14 protein-coding genes are annotated in these 18,700 nt (G+C 62.6%); 8 read left to right on the top strand and 6 right to left on the bottom strand.

Going from position 1 to position 18,700, the window contains the following annotated elements:
• Positions 1 to 13 precede the first annotated feature (13 nt).
• The 7 genes from FAZ11_RS05685 (at position 14) to FAZ11_RS05715 (ending at position 6,380) form a co-directional block, all read left to right on the top strand.
• Positions 14 to 937, top strand: coding sequence for a LysR family transcriptional regulator (locus FAZ11_RS05685; protein WP_137279160.1), 924 nt, complete (start codon positions 14 to 16; stop codon positions 935 to 937).
• Between the two features lie 69 nt (positions 938 to 1,006).
• Positions 1,007 to 1,330 (top strand): ArsR/SmtB family transcription factor, encoded by a 324-nt coding sequence (locus tag FAZ11_RS05690; RefSeq protein WP_137279159.1) that lies wholly within the window; start codon positions 1,007 to 1,009, stop codon positions 1,328 to 1,330.
• Between the two features lie 85 nt (positions 1,331 to 1,415).
• A complete protein-coding gene (gene arsB / locus FAZ11_RS05695; protein ID WP_137279174.1) occupies positions 1,416 to 2,462 on the top strand; it encodes an ACR3 family arsenite efflux transporter in 1,047 nt (348 codons plus the stop codon).
• On the top strand, positions 2,459 to 2,884 hold the full coding sequence (gene arsC / locus FAZ11_RS05700; RefSeq protein ID WP_137279158.1) for an arsenate reductase (glutaredoxin): 426 nt from the start codon (positions 2,459 to 2,461) through the stop codon (positions 2,882 to 2,884). Before arsB ends, arsC begins: the two co-directional genes overlap by 4 nt.
• Positions 2,885 to 2,894: 10 nt before the next feature.
• Complete coding sequence (gene chrA / locus FAZ11_RS05705) at positions 2,895 to 4,094, top strand: chromate efflux transporter (RefSeq protein ID WP_137279157.1); 1,200 nt, start codon at positions 2,895 to 2,897, stop codon at positions 4,092 to 4,094.
• Positions 4,095 to 4,267: 173 nt separating this feature from the next.
• The gene (locus FAZ11_RS05710) at positions 4,268 to 5,533 is read left to right on the top strand and encodes a hypothetical protein (RefSeq protein ID WP_058773539.1); all 1,266 of its coding nucleotides are present in this window, start codon (positions 4,268 to 4,270) and stop codon (positions 5,531 to 5,533) included.
• A 169-nt stretch (positions 5,534 to 5,702) separates the two neighbouring features.
• Entirely contained in the window at positions 5,703 to 6,380 is a 678-nt protein-coding gene (locus tag FAZ11_RS05715; protein WP_058773538.1) for a type 1 glutamine amidotransferase domain-containing protein, read from the top strand.
• A gap of 200 nt (positions 6,381 to 6,580) precedes the next feature.
• Here FAZ11_RS05715 and FAZ11_RS05720 read toward each other — a convergent pair whose 3' ends face one another.
• The gene (locus tag FAZ11_RS05720) at positions 6,581 to 7,546 is read right to left on the bottom strand and encodes an ATP-grasp domain-containing protein (protein WP_058773537.1); all 966 of its coding nucleotides are present in this window, start codon (positions 7,544 to 7,546) and stop codon (positions 6,581 to 6,583) included.
• A 15-nt stretch (positions 7,547 to 7,561) separates the two neighbouring features.
• On the bottom strand, positions 7,562 to 9,424 hold the full coding sequence (locus FAZ11_RS05725) for an NAD(P)/FAD-dependent oxidoreductase (protein ID WP_081320040.1): 1,863 nt from the start codon (positions 9,422 to 9,424) through the stop codon (positions 7,562 to 7,564).
• Positions 9,425 to 10,871: 1,447 nt separating this feature from the next.
• On the opposite strand from FAZ11_RS05725, the gene FAZ11_RS05730 reads away from it, so the two are divergent.
• Positions 10,872 to 12,818 (top strand): putative bifunctional diguanylate cyclase/phosphodiesterase, encoded by a 1,947-nt coding sequence (locus FAZ11_RS05730; protein ID WP_058761864.1) that lies wholly within the window; start codon positions 10,872 to 10,874, stop codon positions 12,816 to 12,818.
• 328 nt (positions 12,819 to 13,146) lie between these two features.
• On the opposite strand, the gene FAZ11_RS05735 is transcribed toward FAZ11_RS05730, so the two are convergent.
• The 4 genes from FAZ11_RS05735 to FAZ11_RS05750 form a co-directional block, all read right to left on the bottom strand.
• Complete coding sequence (locus FAZ11_RS05735) at positions 13,147 to 14,262, bottom strand: PDDEXK family nuclease (protein WP_058761848.1); 1,116 nt, start codon at positions 14,260 to 14,262, stop codon at positions 13,147 to 13,149.
• Positions 14,263 to 14,419: 157 nt separating this feature from the next.
• Positions 14,420 to 16,132, bottom strand: a complete 1,713-nt coding sequence (locus tag FAZ11_RS05740; RefSeq protein ID WP_081320079.1) for a restriction endonuclease subunit S — start codon at positions 16,130 to 16,132, stop codon at positions 14,420 to 14,422.
• The gene (locus FAZ11_RS05745) at positions 16,129 to 17,109 is read right to left on the bottom strand and encodes a virulence RhuM family protein/type II toxin-antitoxin system death-on-curing family toxin (RefSeq protein ID WP_058761853.1); all 981 of its coding nucleotides are present in this window, start codon (positions 17,107 to 17,109) and stop codon (positions 16,129 to 16,131) included. Before FAZ11_RS05745 ends, FAZ11_RS05740 begins: the two co-directional genes overlap by 4 nt.
• A gap of 18 nt (positions 17,110 to 17,127) precedes the next feature.
• Positions 17,128 to 18,594, bottom strand: a complete 1,467-nt coding sequence (locus FAZ11_RS05750; protein ID WP_058761854.1) for a type I restriction-modification system subunit M — start codon at positions 18,592 to 18,594, stop codon at positions 17,128 to 17,130.
• Positions 18,595 to 18,700: the final 106 nt, after the last annotated feature.

Genomic DNA, 18,700 nt, shown 5'->3' on the forward strand with positions numbered 1-18,700 from the left:
CAAAGATAAAGCTATGCTCGGTTATCCCAGGTATAAGCGAAACCTTGGCATGGCCGACCTCAACCTCACGCAACTCCAGACCTTCGTTCAGGTGGTCGCCACCGGCAGCTTTTCCGCCGCGGCCGATCGCCTGGGGCTGAGCCAGCCGGCGGTGAGCTTGCAGATCCGCCAACTGGAACGGCGCCTGGGCCTCAAGCTGCTGGAGCGCCTCGGCCGCAGCCTCAAGCCCACCGCCGCCGGCAGCCTGCTGCTCGATCACGCCGCGCGCATCCAGTCCGAGGTGGACCTGGCGCTGCAGGCGCTGGCCAGCCACGGCGAGACGGTCACCGGGCAGGTCGCCATCGGCACCGGGGCCACCGCCTGCATCCATCTGCTACCGCCGCTGCTGGGCCAGTTGCGCCAGCGCTTTCCCCAGCTGGACGTGCGCGTCAGCACCGGCAACACCCTGGACGTGCTGCGCGCGGTGGAAGACAACCGCCTCGACCTGGGCCTGGTCACCCTGCCAGCCAGCGGGCGCAATCTGCAGGTGGAACCGCTGCTGGACGACGCCTTCGTCGCCCTGCTGCCGCCGGCCAGTCCGCTGCCGCAGCGCCCGCTCGCCCCGGCGGACCTGGCCGAGACGCCGCTGCTGGCCTTCGAGACCGGCAGCAGCACCCGGTTGCTGATCGACGACTGGTTCCGCCGCGCCGGCCAGGCCAGCCGCCCGGTGATGGAGCTGGGCAGCATCGAGGCGCTCAAGGAACTGGTGGCCGCCGGCCTCGGCTACAGCCTGGTGCCCGGCATCGCGGTAGCTACCGCCCACCATCGCCACGGCCTGCGCGTCCAACCGCTGGCCCCGCCGCTGAGCCGTACACTGGCGCTGGTGCTGCGCCGCGACAAACCCCTGAGCCGCGCCCTGCAGCAGGTGCTGGAGGCGCTGCGCCAGTTGCGCAAGTGAGCGGGACTGGACCCGGCGCCGATGACGCCTTATCATTCAATGATTCAACGATCCTTGTATTATCGAATCATGCACGAAGAAACTGCCGTATCCGCCCTCGCCGCCCTTGCCCATGCCCAGCGCCTGCGGGTCTTTCGCGCCCTGGTGGTCGTCGGTGCGGATGGCCTGATGCCCAGCCAGTTGGCCGACCAGCTCGAGGTGGCGCGCAGCAATCTCTCTTTCCACCTCAAGGAGCTGGCCACCGCCGGCCTGGTCACGGTGGAACAGCAGGGGCGCAACCTCATCTATCGCGCCGCCTACGACCAGATGAACGCCCTGCTCGGCTATCTCACCGAACACTGTTGCGCCGGCGCCGACTGCGCCGTCACCGCTCCCCCGCGCTGCGCCTGTTGATTTCCGCCCAATACCCATCCACCAACCGAACCCGCCTGAATTCGCCATGACGACCGTACCCGCCTGCCCACCGGCCGCTCCGCCCATGAACACCTTCGAGCGCTACCTGAGTCTCTGGGTCGCGCTCTGCATCCTGGCCGGGATCGGCCTCGGCCAACTGGCGCCCGAGGTCTTCCGCGTCATCGGGCGGCTCGAAGTGGCCCAGGTCAACCTGCCGGTCGGCCTGCTGATCTGGGTCATGATCGTACCCATGCTGCTCAAGGTGGATTTCGGCGCCCTCGGCCAGGTACGCCAGCATTGGCGCGGGATCGGCGTCACCCTCTTCGTCAACTGGGCGGTCAAGCCCTTCTCCATGGCGCTGCTGGCCTGGCTGTTCATCCGCCAGCTGTTCGCTCCTTGGCTCCCGACGGACCAACTGGACAGCTACATCGCCGGCCTCATCCTCCTGGCGGCGGCGCCCTGCACCGCCATGGTCTTCGTCTGGAGTCGCCTCACCCAGGGCGATCCGCTGTTCACCCTGTCCCAGGTGGCGCTGAACGACACCCTCATGGTGTTCGCCTTCGCCCCCATCGTTGGCCTGCTGTTGGGGCTGTCGTCCATCGCGGTGCCCTGGGCCACCCTGCTGCTCTCGGTGATCCTCTACCTGGTGCTGCCGGTGATCCTCGCCCAGCTCTGGCGCCGCGCCCTGCTGCGCCGCGGCCAGGCCGCCTTCGAGCTGACCCTGGCCCGCCTCGGGCCACTGTCGATGGCGGCCCTGCTGGCCACCCTGGTGCTGCTGTTCGCCTTCCAGGGCGAGGCCATCCTGGCGCAGCCGCTGGTGATCGCCCTGCTGGCCGTGCCCATCCTGCTCCAGGTGCTGTTCAATTCGGCGCTGGCCTACTGGCTGAATCGCCTGGTGGGCGAGAGCCACAACGTGGCCTGCCCCTCGGCACTGATCGGCGCCAGCAACTTCTTCGAGCTGGCCGTGGCCGCCGCCATCAGCCTATTCGGCTTCCACTCCGGCGCCGCCCTGGCTACCGTGGTGGGCGTCCTCATCGAAGTCCCGCTGATGCTACTGGTCGTGCGCCTGGTGAACGGCTCGCGCGCCTGGTACGAACGCGGTTCCCCTGCCCTCCGTCGAGACCGTCCATGAGCAGCGCCATCACCATCTATCACAACCCCGCCTGCGGCACCTCGCGCAACACCCTGGGCCTGATCCGCAACAGCGGCGTCGAACCGACGGTCATCCACTACCTGGAGACCCCGCCCGACCAGGCGCAACTGGAAGGGCTGATCGCCGCCCTGGGCCTCCCGGTGCGTGAGCTACTGCGCCAGAAGGGCACGCCCTATGCCGAGCTGGGCCTGGACGATCCGCAGCTGAGCGATGCCGAGTTGATCGCCGCCATGCTGCGCCATCCCATCCTGATCAACCGCCCCATCGTGGTGACGCCCCTGGGCACCCGGCTATGCCGGCCTTCGGAACGGGTGCTGGAGATCCTACCCGAGCCGCAGCGCGGGCCCTTCGTCAAGGAGGATGGCGAGGTGGTCGTCCCCCCGGCACCGCCGCGCACCTGAGCGAGCCGTCATGCGCGAAACCGTCCGCGGCCAGGATAGCCCCTGGCAGGTCTTCCTGATCTTCCTGCGCCTGGGCTGCACCAGCTTCGGCGGCCCCATCGCCCACCTGGGCTATTTCCGCCAGGCCTTCGTCACCCGGCGGCGCTGGCTGGACGAGTCGGCCTACGCCGAGTTGGTCGCCCTCTGCCAGTTGCTGCCCGGCCCCACCAGCAGTCAGGTCGGCATGGCCCTCGGCCTGGGTCGTGCCGGCGGTTGGGGCCTGCTGGCGGCCTGGCTGGGCTTCACCCTGCCCTCCGCGCTGCTGCTGATCCTCTGCGCCCTGGGCCTCGCCCGCTATCCGCAGCTGGCCGACTCGGCCGTCATCCACGGCCTCAAGGTGTTCGCCGTGGCGGTAGTGGCCCAGGCAGTGTGGGGCATGGGGCGGACACTGTGCCCGGACGTCCGCCGCCGTCTGCTCGCCCTCCTCGTCGCCGGCCTGGCGCTCGGGCTACCCGGTCCGGCCGGACAACTGCTGGGGCTCGGGCTGGCCGCCCTGGCCGGGTACCTCCTGCTCACGCCGCCCGCGACGCCGCCAGGCCTGAGCCTGCACCCGGGTCTGTCCCGTCGCCGCGGTGGCCTGGCGCTGGTGTGCTTCGTCCTGCCGTTGCTGCTCCTACCGCTCTGGCATGCGCTGACCAACGCGCCCGGCCTCGCCCTGGCAGCGGGCGTCTACCGCGCCGGCGCCCTGGTGTTCGGCGGCGGCCATGTGGTGCTGCCGCTGCTGCAAGGGGTCGTGGCGCCCGGCGGGCTGGTCGGCGATGCCCAGGTGCTGGCCGGCTATGGCCTCGCTCAGGCGGTGCCCGGCCCGCTGTTCACCTTCGCCGCCTATCTCGGCGCCCTGGTCCCCGGCGCGCTGCCCGCCTGGCTCAACGGCCTGCTGTGGACGGTGCTGATCTTCCTGCCCGGCGCCCTCGTCCTGCTGGCGGCCCTGCCCTTCTGGCAGGGCCTGCGCCAACACCACGGCTGGCAACGCGCCCTGAGCGGACTCAACGCCGGCGTCGTCGGCATCCTGCTCGCCGCCCTTTACGATCCGGTCTGGACGGGCGCCATCCAGGGTCTCGCCGACGTCGTGCTGGCCCTGATCGCCCTTGCCCTGCTGCTGAAAACGGCCTGGTCTCCCCTGGCGGTCGCGCTGCTCGTCGTCCTCATCCGCATTTGCCTGAACTTTTAGCGAACTACCGTTTGGCGGCGTGCCACTAGTGGCCCGATGAAATTGCGGGGTGGTTCGCGGTCCGCCTGCGAAAAGGTGGGCACTGTCTGCGCGACGTTCGGCTGCGAAGACGCCTCGCGGTGTGCGAGTCCGTCCAGCGAACGCTCGGCCTGCATGCATTAAGGATGACCGTCATGACCTACAAGAAACAGCCACTGGATTCCGACCACCCCCTCTTCACCCAAACCCTCGCTGCGCTGCCGACCTTCGCCAAGGCGCCTCTGGTAGCCACGCCGGCCAAGCCCGCCGGCACCTTCGATGGCGTGACCTACTACGCCTTCCAGAGCAAGCCCAGCCTCACCCTCGACATCAACGCCACCCCCGAATACGTCGGCTTCGCCAAGACCTTCGATGCCAAGGGACCGCACTACAGCGCCGGCTCGACGCTGACCGAACTCAATCTGACCGGCCATTACGAAGGCCAGCTGACGCGTCTCGACGGCCATACCCGCGGCGCCACCACCGGCATAGATACCCTGGATTCGAGCATCGCCAAGCTCACCGTCAGCCTCACCGACGTGCCGACCAACGAATTCCACGAAAGCGACATCATCACCCTGGACAACTTCGATAGCCTGCAGACCTTCGATGGCTCCAAGTCGACGGTCGGCCTGTCCATCGACTTCCTCCATGGCTACCGCGACGGCGTGGAATACACCTATGCCAGCCAGAGCGCCTTGCTCAAGTCCGTGATCACCGGCAGTGGTGGCGACTATATCCAAGTCAGCACCCTCACCGCCCCCGAGCTCAATGAAGTCGCCTCGCTCAGCCACTCGCGGGTCAAACCCATCACCGTGGATACCGGCGCCGGCAACGACGACATCGGCGTCCATATCCAGCAGGCCGATGTGATCATCAACGCCGGCACCGGCAACGACGACGTCGCCCTGCTGTTCACGGCCGGCGTCGCCGCCCATAACGCCACCGTGCGCGGCAACTACGGCCATGGCGCCACCGTCACCCTGGGCGAAGGTCGCGATACCCTCGACGTGCTCACCTCGACCCTGGTCAACTTCGACGGCAGCAGCACCGCCGCGGCCAATCGCTCGCTGATCGCGAACCACGTGACGGTCACCGACTACAACGCCAAGGACGACCAGATCATTTTCCAGCAAGCGTTCTTCAAGGAAGAAGCGGTCACCACCCTGGCGGATGTGACCCTCAAGGGCGCCACCAGCCTCTATGACGCCCTGCAGCAGGCAGCCCAGGTCACCACCAACAAGGTCCATGCCGCGGTCTTCCACTACGGCCAGGACACCTACATCTACTACGACATCGGTGGCGGCGGCACCGAGATCAAGAGCGCGGACTCGCTCATCCAACTGGTCGGCGTGCACGACCTGAACGACGTGGCCAGCACCGTTGCCGCTGGCGAACGCGGCGTCGGTAGCTGGGGCTGACCGCACCGCCCCCGAGTCCTGCCTGCCGCCACCGCGGGCAGGGCTCCACTACCCTCGCGCCGCCCCTGGCACGCCCAAGGTCGAGCTACCGCTGGTACAGGCCGTTGGCACTTGTCCGCTCTCCTGGGGGTCTGTCTACCGATACCCTTCCGACTTCGAGGAACGCGCGATGAAGATCCTGATGGTCCTGACCTCCCACGACCAACTCGGCGACACCGGTAAGAAAACCGGCTTCTGGCTGGAAGAATTCGCCGCGCCCTATTACGTCTTCAAGGACGCCGGCGCCCAGATCACCCTCGCCTCCCCGGCCGGCGGCCAACCGCCGCTGGATCCCAAGAGCGACGCCCCCGACGCCCAGACCGAGTCCACCGAACGCTTCAAGAACGATCCCGAGGCGCAACAGGCGCTGGCCAACACCGTCAAGCTCGCCGAGGTGCAGGCCGACGCCTACGACGGCCTCTTCTACCCCGGCGGCCACGGCCCGCTCTGGGACCTCGCCGAATCCCGCGACTCCATCGCCCTGCTCGAAGCCTTCGCCCAGGCCAACAAACCCTTCGGCCTGGTCTGCCACGCCCCCGGCGTGCTGCGCCACGTCAAGGCCGCCGACGGCACCCCGCTGGTCAGGGGCCGCACCGTCACCGGCTTCAGCAACAGCGAAGAAGCCGGCGTGCAACTCACCGACGTGGTGCCCTTCCTGGTGGAAGACGAACTGAAAAAGCTTGGCGCCCGCTACGAGAAAGGCCCGGATTGGGGCAGCTATGTGGTCGAGGACGGTAACCTGGTGACGGGCCAGAATCCGGCGAGTTCGGAAGATGCGGCGGATGCCTTGTTGATCAAGTTGGGATGAGCCTTTTCCAGCAATCGCTGGGGCGAGGACGACGGGGCCAACGGTCAACCGCCAATCCTCGTCGCTCGGCGAGAAGGGGGAGTTCCGCCGAGGTGGATGTCAGCCACGACGTACTTCCTGGTATTGCCAAGCTATCCGCTACGCCCTCCTCTATCCCTAAGGTGACGCCGTCGCCCCATGGCAACGGCATGGCACCCCACTCAAGGGCAGTTGGCCAAGACCGGAGCCGCAACGCCCGCCCCCAAACCCTCGGCAATCACCCTGGCATAGCGTTGAAAGGCCTGGCCCTCCGGCAACAGCAAGCGCGGTATCGCCAACTCACACTCCAGCAGGCGCAAGCGACCGTCCTCGGCGTGCAGGCCGTCGACCCGACCGAACCAGAGGCGCCCATAACGCCGCTCCAGAGCGGCATAGACGCCCTCGGCCCAGCGCCGCTCCTCGGCGGTCGCCTGCCAGCGAAAGTTGTGCCCTCCCAGACGCTCGTGCGCCCACCAGCCGCCCTGGCCGTCGACCGTCTTGCGTACCACATGGCTCAGCTCACCCCCGAGAAACACGAAGGACAACTCACCGAAGGCCATTACGGCGGGTTGAAAGGGCTGCACGCAGAGGTCATGGGTCTGTACCAGCGTCTTGAGCGCCGCTTCCTGGGCGAAGCCGTCGCCCGTCAGGACGAAATGGCTGTCGCTGGTGGACGGTCCCTGACGCGACACCCGAATGGTGTTCCAGGAGCCCGAAGACACCGTGGGCTTGATCACCACATCGTCCCAGCCCTGCTCCGCCATCAGCTGAGCCAGCGGCAAAGGGCTGCCCGCGGCGATCCAGCGCGTCGGAATGAGTTCGATGCCATCCTCGGCCAACTTGCGTAGATAGCGGCCCTTGTCCAGGGCATCCAGCACCAGAGGCAGTGGATTGGCCAGGGGAATGGGTCCACCGGGCGCCCTTTGCAGACGCTCATGGAAGGCTTCCACCCGTTGCTGGAAATCCGGCAGCTTGTGGTACCAGCGGCACATCCGCAGGTTGACCAGCTCGATGTCCGTTAGATCGAGGGTGGCCCACTCGTCGAGATGCACCATCCGGGCTTCCACGCCCTCGGCACGCAGAGCCGCCTCCACCAGGGGATACTCCAGATGCGGTGCTCCAAGGCTCAGATAGATGACTTTACGCATGATGATCCCCAGGGCTCAGAGCGAAGAGGTGCCGGAAGACGGCGTCCGGGTGTTACGGGGCTTGCCCCGCAGCGCAACCTTCAGCCGTAGCCGGGCGGTATCCACGACATCGAAGGCATAGCCACAGGCGAAAGCCAGCAGCAAGCCCAGGGGACGTAGCCGGATGACCCAGTCCATCTTGGTATTGATGGCCAGCGGCAGCCGATCGAACCAGTTGGCCGTCCCCGCCGGACGGAGGGCGGCGGGCTGCACCAGATCACGGGCGGTGAGATCGGTTTGCTGCCCACGCCGGGCAGAGAGCAGCCGCCAGAAACGTGGCAGGGGCGCCGTGACGCTCAGCACGCTGATCAGGGGCGCTGGCTGTACGCCCTGTTCGAGCCGCCAGCGCGCCCGGGCCGCCAGCTTGCCCTGCAGGTAGCGCTGCAGCCGCTGCACCCGCTCCGGCGACAGGCCCAGCCAATAGGGCGAGCGTGAATAGAAGAGTTGCCGGCTGACCCGCTCGCGGGCCTTGCGCAGTTCCGGGGTTTCGCGGTCGGTGTAGCCCTCGGTCTGCACCAGCCAATGGGTCAGCTGCGCCCGGGTGCTGCCCATGCACCAGAAGATGGCCATATCGAGAATGTGCGAGAGCAGGAAGAAGCGTGAATCCTCGATGGCTTCCGTGTACTTCTCACGCACCATGTTGCGCAGCATGTGCCAGTCCTGGCGCGTCGCCTCGTTGATCCGCGCGATATAGGCCTGATCCAGCCCCTCGCCCCGCACATCCTTTTCCATCACGTTGGCCAGGTGCCAACTGGTCACCAGGGCCAGGGCGATGCCCTGGCTGTAATAGGCGTCGATGATGCTCGCCGAGTCGCCGACCATGGCGTAGCGGCGCGGATGGACGAAGGTGTCGGTCCAGTGCTGCACGTTACGGAAGGACTGGAACTCCAGCAGCTTGTCCTCGCTGACCACCCCCTCGAGCGGGGGATAGCGGCGGATCAGATTCCAGAATTGCTCGCGGGGCTTGCTGCCAGGCGGTGCCAGGCGCTGATCGAAGGTCGCGCCTAGGCTGATCCGGTTCTGCGACAGCCGTATCACCCAGATCCAGTAACCATGGCCCCAGAGATGGACCGTGTAGAGATCCCGCGCCATCGTCTGGCCGGTGCTGAGCAGGACCTTCCAGCGTTCGTCGAAGCAGGCATCATCGACCTCGCCGAATTGCGCCCAGACGGCGGTAGTCTGGAAGCCATCGGTATTCTCCCGTTGCTCGGCGGCGTGACCGAGCTGGCGCGCCAGCAGGCGATTGCGCCCGGAACAGTCCAGTATCCAGCGCGCGGCCAAGGCCCGCTCCCCCTCGCCCGCTCCTTCGACCTCGCTCAGCAGCAGGTTATGGGGCGACTCACCCTCGCCCAGCTGGATGTCCTTCACCCGCTGGTTGTCGATGAAGCGGATATTCGGCTGGGCACGCACGGCGTCGCGCAGTACCGCTTCCGCATCCGGCCGCACGATCTGCATATCGAGGAACATGCAGCGAAACCACTTCTTGTCCGGCGCCACGTCATAGAGGTAATGCGGCGGATGGGGATCGGCGTTGACTGCCCACTCGGTGGTCCCGGAGAAATCTTCACGCCGCTCGGCGCCGACCGTGAACCAAACCCCGAGCTTGATGAAGGACTCTTCACTGATGAAGCGATCCAGCTCGCCGATGGTACGCAGGAAGGCACTGGTGAAGACCAGGAACGACTCCCCCACCTTATAGCTGGCGCGGCGCTCACGCACCCGGTCGACCAGCGTGACCCGCAGGCCACGCTTGGCGAGTTGCAGGGCATTGGTCAACCCAACGATCCCCGCGCCCACTACGACCACATCGCTGACTGGTACTACGTTGTCTTCATTCATCGAACGAATCCTCAGAAGTTACAGATAGCTAAAGACGCTCTATCGCCTGGCAACAACGAAAAAACGAACTTAGAACCGCTTTGCATATTCAAGAAAGTTGAACACAGCCCGCCTACGATTAACTTTTAATGGGCAGCCCAGAAACTTATCCGGACTAAAAAAGCCATATCAGCTAAAGCCCGATCAACCTTGGGCACACTAGAGAACTCACGACCCAGGATAGTGAGCATAGGCGCACCCAAGCCGCGAAATCCCCTGCCTAGACGCTCCAACCCAAAAGCACCCTGCATTAGATATTCGTCGACTTAAAAACTTTTCAATAAACGAACAGACAAAAGTAGGCATCCCCACAACCTCCACATATCGGTGAAGAATATTGCGGACAATTAGATAGCCAGGTCACGGTTATTTTTTAATCCAGGAAAAAAGCCGAGTCAACACATAAGGCCAAAATAATAAACATCAAATATAGGGAATTAAGAAATGAACCCTATTCAACTTTTAATATATAGACTAAATAAATTCAATCCTTCTAAATCATTAAAACCTACCAAATACCGTGATCTTGGTGATCGACTGCAGCCGTCTAACGGCGCGAAGACCTACCTTTCACTCCAGGGCCCAGAGGTGACGGCATGAACTCCAGCACGTGTGGCCTTGCCTCCAGACTCATCGCGCCTGTCCTGTACTTGCATGGCGCAAGAGATCCGCGGGGTGGCGGGTATTCCCACCGTCGGCACCCAGACATGAAAAAGCCCGCCTATTGGCGTCATGCTGTTCACTTAAGCATTTGAGCTCTGACAGGAGTCCTTCAAAAATAGCTGCCAGCCCCCAGGCGGCGATTTTTGTATGCTTTTGTCCCTTGAGTGGGGCTCCGACGCCTAAGTCACCCCGCAAAGGATAGAAATCAGGCCACGAAAAACGCCACGGCTCTCATGGAGTCCGTGGCGTTTTTCTTAAGTGAACAGCATTACACCGATTGGCAGGCTTTCTAGGTTCTGTACGAAAAGTCGCCGAGCGACGGTCAGGCGAGGCCTAGGCGGCCCCGCGAAAAAGGCTGAGGAAGCGGACCGGGCTCGCGAACGAGTTTACGAGCGGTAAATGAGCATTGCGACGGGGCCGCCTAGGCCGGGCTGGCGACCCAGGCATTTTTCGTACAGAACCTAGAGGATCCGCGTCAGGTGCCACATGGAATCACTCCCGCTCGGGGTCGTGCCCGACGCGCCACAGAGGCCAACTACCATAGCTCGACGCTGCTCGCCTTCCTCAGCCCTATTACGAGCGGCCCAGCCAAAGAAAGCAAAGTGCCAGCAGTCGTAAAGATTGCAGAAATCTGAAGATCAGCCGACACCGTGCCATAAGCGCAGCGTCTAGCCACTGCTCCACCCAGGCTGGATGGACAAGCCGTTCGGTGATCTACCTCGTCGTATTTTCAGAGCATCGCCTGATGAAAAAAACCTTGCTCGGCGTGCGAGCCTTGCTATCCGTGCCCCAGGACAATCCCGGCCTGGTCAAGGCGCAGTACATCGCGCTGGCTCGCCAGTTGCCCATGATGTACTTCATCCTGCTGATCAACACCCTGATGCTGGCGGGCACCCACTATGAAGTCGCACCGCGCTGGCTAGTGGTCTATTGCCCCTTGCTCATGACGCTGTTCGGCGTGATCCGGGCAACGCTATGGATACGCACACGCGGACAGCCGCGCACTCCGGCACAGATGCTGACGGCGCTGAAGCGCACCAATAGGCTCGCGCCCATCGTGGCCGTGGCTTTCACCGCCTGGTCGCTGGCGCTGTTTCCCTATGGCGACAGCTATAGCCAGGCGCATGTCGCCTTCTACATGGCGATCACCGTCATCGGCTGCATTTTCTGCATGATGCATCTGCTGCCCGCGGCCCTGGCTACCGCTGCCGTGGTCAACACGGCGTTCGTGGTGTTCTTCGCCTCCACCACCATCGTCACCTTCGTGGCCACGGCGATCGACGTCCTGCTGGTGTCCATCGCCATGCTCGTCATCCTCAAGGCGCAGTACGCCGACTTCACCCGGCTGGTGAACATGCAGGCGCAGACGGCGAAGCTCAGCGAGGAAAATCTCAAGCTGGCCAACCAGGACAGCCTGACCGGGCTGGCCAATCGGCGGCAATTCTTCTCCCGCCTCGATACGCTGCTGGCCCGTGCCCGCGAGCAGGAGACTCGCCTGGCCGTGGGGCTGATCGACCTGGATGGCTTCAAGCCGGTCAACGACCTCTATGGCCATAGCGTGGGCGACCGGTTGCTCTATCAGGTAGGCCAGCGCCTGACCGGGCTGCTGGACGACGAGGTGCACCTGGCCCGACTGGGCGGCGACGAATTCAGCCTGATCATCACCAAGGCCCTGGACGATGACCAACTGCAGGCGTTCGGCGAAAAAATCTGCGCCAGCCTGCGCGAGCCCTTCCTGCTGGTGGACATTCCCATTCAGATCAGCGGATCTCTGGGCATCGCCACCTTCCCGGACCAGGCATCCTCCGCCACGGACGTCTATGAATACGCCGACTACGCCCTGTACCAGAGCAAGCGCCACCGTCCCGGCACGGCTTGCCTGTTCAGTGCCAGCCACCGCCAGCAGCTCAGTCGCGCAGGACTGACCGAACAGGCCCTGCGCCGGGCCGATCTTGAGCGTGAGTTCTACATGGTGTTCCAGCCCATCGTGGACATTCACAGCAAGAGAACCGTGGCCTTCGAAGCCCTGGCCCGCTGGGAAAGCCCGGAGTTGGGCCACGTCTCGCCGGCTGATTTCATCCCCATTGCCGAGCGCATCGGCATGGTCAATCGCCTCACCCTCCCCTTGCTGAACAAGGCCCTGAACGCCGCCGCGCGCTGGCCCAAGGGCATCCGCCTGGCCTTCAACCTGTCCGCCCACGACTGTGGCTCGGAAGACGCCGCCCAGCAGATCGTCGAACTCATCAAGCGCAGCCCTTTCGACCCCGCCTGCCTCGACCTGGAAATCACCGAAACCGCCGCCATCCAGGACCTGCCCCAGACCCAACGCGCCATCAGTCGCTTCCGCGAACTGGGCTGCGGCATCTCCCTCGACGACTTCGGCACTGGCTACTCCAGCCTGAGCCAGATCCACGCGCTCTCGCTAACTAAACTCAAGGTAGACCGCACCTTCGTCACCAACCTCCACCTCGACCCGGCCAGCGTGAAGATCGTCAGATCCCTGATCGCCCTGTGCCAAGACATGGAGTTGGAATGCATCGTGGAGGGAGTGGAGACCGCAGCAGAACTGGGTGCTTTGAAGAGTCTTGGTTGTACCAGGGCGCAGGGTTATCTGTTCGCCAAGCCCATGCGGGCGAGTGAAATTAGGGGGTGGTTGGAGGGGGAGCATTTGGCTGAGGTGTTGGCGGTTTGAGCTGTCGAGGGGGCGAGGTGCAATTTGCACTTATGTCTCGTCGACAAACCCTGATTCAACCCTGTCTCCTCGCGACTGCAATCCCGAAACACCTTGCCCCACTCGGGCCTGAGCAGGTCTTCCCGGCGCTCCATCGAGAATTTTCGAGTAACTCAGGTCAACCCGATGAATACGGGGCTTATGGTGTGTTGAAAAGTCGCCGAGCGAAGGGAAAGCAAGGCGAAAAAGACCGAGGAAGCGGAGTTTACGAATGGTAAACGAGCATTCCGAGATGATTTTTAACGCAGCCTCACCGAGGCGCAGGCTGTTTTCAGACAAAGCGTAGGCCTTACGCCAAGGGCTCCACGCTATGGCCTTGTTCAGCATCGTCCCACTTGAAACGCTCCTTTAGCCGCTCGACGGTCCAGCGCCATTTGGGCGTCGTGGGACGGCAAATGGTGTTCTGATTGCCGAAGAGGCCAATCTCCTTCACCGCCTCGTTGAGTGGCAGGCTATAGAGCCATTCAACCGAGACGAAGTACTCGCAGCGCTCGGGATCATCCACCAACTCGCGATGATAATCAGCCTGCAATACCTCCAGGCCCGGGCGTTCCTCGCCGTTGTGCAGCACGCGGAAATCAGCCGCAGGTGTGGCATGGCCTACCACTCTGGCAACCCCAACGTAGCCTGCGCCCGGCACGTTGACCCACAACCGGTATCCGGGCGCCACCATCTTGAGGCTGTTGCTGTACCAGCTGCCACCACCACCACAGACGAAACCGTATTGCCGCGCCTCGGACCAGGAGCGACTTTGGCCATGCCCGAAGGAACAATAGAACTCGCCATTCCACGGCTCGGCGGGCGTACCCGGCTTGGTGGCACTGCTCGCCTGGGGCGCGTCGACGGGATCGAACAGCCAGGCGCGGCTGATCAGTTGCTGCTCACCCAACTGGAACACCTGGAAGCACAACACATTGATGGCGATATCCCGCTCGCTCAGATAGCCGACGATACGCTCGCTACTGGCATCCAGCTCGGCGGCGACGATGACGATCTGATGGTTCTGGTTCAAGGCTTCGGCATCCAGAGGAGCGCCGAAGTGGGCCTGGAAGTCCGCAGCCAGATTGGCGTCAGGCTTGAAGCGTTGGTAGATGGCCTCGATCTCGTTGGCCTGCAGCCGCTCCACCCACACGGCATAGTCCAATGCCTGGGCCACCACCTCACGCGGGGTACGCTCACGTTTGAGTTCGATCAGCACCAGCGAGGCATCCGGCGCCAAGGCCAGGAGGTCGATGCGCCCACCCTGCCCGGTGCTTTCCTGCCGACCGATCAGCAGCCAATCCTCGGATAGCAACGCCGGGGCGCTGACGATCATGTTTTCGAGAAACTGCTCGCTGGGCAGTATCGCGCTCTTGAGCGGGGCGGGTTGCGCGCCGACGGTCCAGATTTGGGTACGGATAGGCATCCTTGCATTCCTTTTTAGGCTTTGTACGAAAAGTCGCCGAGCGAAGGTCAGGCGAGGCGAAAAAGGCTGAGGAAGCGGAGCTTACGAGTGGTAAATGAGCATTCCGAAGCCTTTTTCAACGAAGCATCACCGAGCGCAGGCATTTTTCGTACAGAGCCTAGGCTACGGCTTGCTCGACCAAGGCATCAGCCAACTGCTCTTGTACCTGACGGGCTTGGTTGAAGCGAGCTTTGAGTTGGTCGCATAGGGCCATCAGTTGATCGACTTTAGCAACGATGCGATGTTGTTCGGCAAGTGGGGGTATTGGAACGGGTATTTCCTTGAGGCGAGAAGATTTGATACCAGTTGCAGTCATACCTGTGGCAGCACCTGAAAGCTGCGTTTGAAAGCCACAGGACATCATTACCAATCTCAAAAATGGACCAATTTTCAATTCATGAAGCTGAAAACAAATTACGCGCTGAGCCAATGCAAATTGCTCTACGATATCAATTATTGCAACATTCCCCATCGGAGCTTCAGTTGTGAAGAGCATGTCACCAACCCGAGGAATCCCCCTTGTCATCCAAGATAAGTATTCCTCGTTAGCAATGAATTCCTGAGGCTCTCTACCGATAAACCCTTGGCGCACATTTTTGGCAGTGATGAGTGGAATGCCAGATGAAGTTTTTGTAGGCGTTCTGCCTCGATAGTCAATGAAACGAGCAAGGTTACCAAGCCGGCAGCACCGCCAGCCGGGACGTAGCGGGAAGTATTGCTCAGCCTCTGGAACGTCCTCTCTCGCAGTCGTCCTTAAGCCTTCTCTAGAGATAAGTCGCGCTTTTTCTTCTGCAATCCGCTTAAGCAACTTATTCGCCGGCTCATCATTAGGGTCTTGGGGCACCAATTTTCCCATCACCGCCAGTTGCAATAAGGTTCGCTTCAGGATATCAATACTGGATTCGGTGATGAACAGGGTATGGAAGTGCTCGGCCAGGCGCTGCCAGCTTTGCGCAAAGTCTTCGGCATCGCGGGCCTGGGTCAGGCTGTCCAGCAGCGCCTGCACCAGTTGGGCATGGGCGCTGTCGGCATCGGTCTGCCGGGCTTCTAGCCGGTCGCATAGGGCCATCAGCTCATCGACTTTGGCGACGATGCGGTGTTGCTCGGCGAGTGGGGGAAGTGCCAACGGCAAGTTGAGGATTTGCTCGCGTGAGACATTCTTCATGGAGCTGCTAGTGCCACCAGCAACTTGGCTGTAATAGGCCCTGGCCAATGGAGCGCTGTTTACCAAGTTCACGTAACGTCGTTCACAGAGAAAAGTTAGCTTTAGTCGAACGATCTTGTCGCTAAGCATCAAATTCGACGGAGCGGCCTCGACTACCACACTTCTAGCAACAAGCTCTGCCGTATTTGCACGAGATACCAGAAAGTCACCTTCTCTTACTTCGTGCTCAGGCCGGGCATCCAGATTGGCTGGTAGCGCTTTGTTTTCTTCTGGTCGGAAAACGCCCCATGAAACAGCGCTGACTTTGAGCACCCCCCACTCACTGCCTGATCTTGGACTCGACTCACAGCTAGGACTCCAGCCTGCGCCACTTTCCAGTACTTGGCTGCCAAGCCGAGCCCATGCCCAGTTGGCAGGAAGGTCAAAGTGTTTTGAAGCGTCGCAAACCTCGGGCAACGGCTTCTGCTTCTTAATCTTCCCCTCAGCCACCAACCGCGCCTTTTCCTCGGCAATCCGCTTGAGCAACTCAATGGCCGGCTCGTCATTCGGATCTTGCGGCACCAGTTTGCCGCGCACCGCCAGTTCCAGAATCAGCTCACGCAGTTTCTTGATGCCATTGGGCGCGCCGGCCAGCAGCGGCAGGTTATCGGTGAGCAAGGCGGTCATGGGCGGGGTTCCGGGGCGAGCATGTTCATGATCAGGCGAATCAAAGTGTCTTTCTGCGCCGGGGCGGATTCGGCAACCAGCAGGGTCAGCGCGGCCAGGCCGGTGTCGTTGATCAGCGGGTTGCCCTGGGCATCGAGCAGGCGACCGTTACGGTGCAGGAAATCGACGAACAGGTAGGCGCCGCTGCGTTTGTTGCCATCGGCGAAGGGGTGGTTCTTGACCACGAAATACAGCAGATGCGCGGCCTTGCTTTCCAGGCTGGGGTAGGCCGGCTCGCCGAATACACTCTGCTGCAGGTTGCCGAGCAGCGCGGCCAGGCCTTCGCCGCGTTCGCGGGCGAACAGTTCGCTGGCTTCGCCACGGGCCATCAACTGGGCTTTCAGCTCCTGCAGGTGCTGGCGCGCACTGGCCAGGCTGGGCAACTCGCCACCGGGGCTGCCGGCGGGTTCGCTAAGCAGGCCTTCATCATAGCGTTGCAACCAGAGAAAGGTCTGGGTGTAGCGGCTGACGATTTCCACCAGCCCACGGCCACCCTCGCTATCTAGCTCGGGGGCGCGTGCCGTCTTGCGCACCAGCTCCAGCGCCGCTTCCAGCTCGCGGGCGTTGGCCTCGAAGCGTTCGCGGTTGAGGGTGTAGCCTTGGGTCAGGTGTTGCTTGAGTACCTGGCTGGCCCATTGGCGGAAGCGCGTGCCTTGCTTGGAGTTGACCCGATAGCCCACCGACAGCACGGCATCGAGGTTGAAGAACTCGACCTGATAGGTTTTGCCATCGGCGGCAGTTGTTGCATTTTTTGCAACCACTGCGGCGCGCTCCAATTCCCCTTCGGCGAATACGTTGCGCAGGTGGCGGGAAATCACGGATTTGTCCCTGGCGAAGAGCTCGGCCATCTGTTGCAGGCTGAGCCAGACGGTTTCTCGCTCCAGCTTGACGCTGATGCTACCGCTGTCGCTTTGGTAAATCACGATCTCACTGTTCATGGTCTTCCTCCGTGAAGGCTAAGCCCGAGTCAGCGCTTCGTTCAGCACGGCCTTGAGCTGGTCACGCAACTCACCGATTTCGCCTAGCAGCGTGGCGTAATTACGCAGCAGCTCGTCCGGGTCGTGGCTGATCTGCTCACCGACGTACGGGTTCTTGCAGTCCAGATTCCAGTTGCGGGCTTTTAGCTCTTCAAAGCCGACCTTCCAGGCGAACTCATTCTCCACCCGCGCGGCAAAGCCATCGGCTTCACTGCCCCACCAAGTCTCCTCGACGGCGAACTCCTCGATGCGCATGGGCTTGGTCTTGGAGTAGCTCTTATAGCCCGCCGGATATTGGTGTTCGTAGAACCAGACGTCCTTTGTAGGCGTGCCCTTGGTGAAGAACAGCAGATTGGTCTTGATGCCGGTGTAAGGGTTGAACACGCCATTGGGCAGGCGAACGATGCTGTGCAGGTTGCATTCGGTGAGCAGCTTTTCCTTGATACGGCTCTTGATGCCTTCACCGAAGAGGAAGCCATCCGGCAGCACCACGGCGGCGCGGCCACCGTCTTTGAGCAGGTGCATGATCAGCACCAGAAACAAATCGGCAGTTTCGCGGGTGCGGAAGGCTGCGGGGAAATTGCTTTCGATGCCGTCCTCTTCCATGCCACCGAATGGCGGGTTGGCGACGATGCAGTCGACCCGTTCGCTCGGCCCCCAACTGATCAGTGGGCGGCTCAGGGTGTTGTCATGCTTGATCTGGCTGGGCACTTCGATGCCGTGCAGGATCATATTGGTGGTGGCCAGCAGGTGCGGCAGCGGCTTTTTCTCAACACCGAAGATGCTGGCCTGCAGTGCGCGTTCATCCTCGGCGGTTTTCACATAGCGGCTGCGCTTGTGCTCGATGGTGCAGGTAAGGAAGCCACCGGTGCCACAGGCCGGATCCATGACCTTCTCGTGCAGCTTGGGATCGACCATACGCACCATGAACTCGGTGACCGGGCGCGGCGTGTAGAACTCGCCCGCATTTCCAGCGTTCTGCAGATCCCGCAGTAGCTGCTCGTACATGTCGCCAAAGGCATGCCGTTCCTGCGCCTTGTTGAAATCCACACCCTCCTGGATCTTGTTGATCACTTGGCGGATGAGGTGGCCGGACTTCATGTAGTTGTAGGCGTCCTCGAAGACGCCACGCACCACGAACGCGGCCGGGCTGGTGCTGTACTCATGAAGATTCTGCAGCTGCGGGAACAGGTTGTTGTCGATGAAGCCTTTGAGGTCCTCACCCGTCATGCCCTCAGGATCGGCCGCCCAGGTTCGCCAACGGCAGCTGGCCGGCAGTGGCGAGCGATAGCTGTCGTCGAGCAGTTCCCACTCCTGCTCGCGGTCGTCGAAGATCTTGAGAAAGAGCATCCAAACGAGCTGGCCGATGCGCTGGGCGTCGCCGTCGACACCCACGTCCTTGCGCATGATGTCCTGGATGGATTTGATGGTGCTGCTGATGGACATGCGTATTTCCTGAACGGATATCAATGCCGCGCCAGACCACTGCGGCGACACCGCTCGGCCAGGATTAGGCGTAATGCTGGATCTAGGGGCACCCGAGCGATGAGAT

Origin of the sequence: Pseudomonas rhizoryzae, assembly GCF_005250615.1 — a bacterium.
Classification (GTDB): Bacteria; Pseudomonadota; Gammaproteobacteria; order Pseudomonadales; family Pseudomonadaceae; genus Chryseomonas; species Chryseomonas rhizoryzae.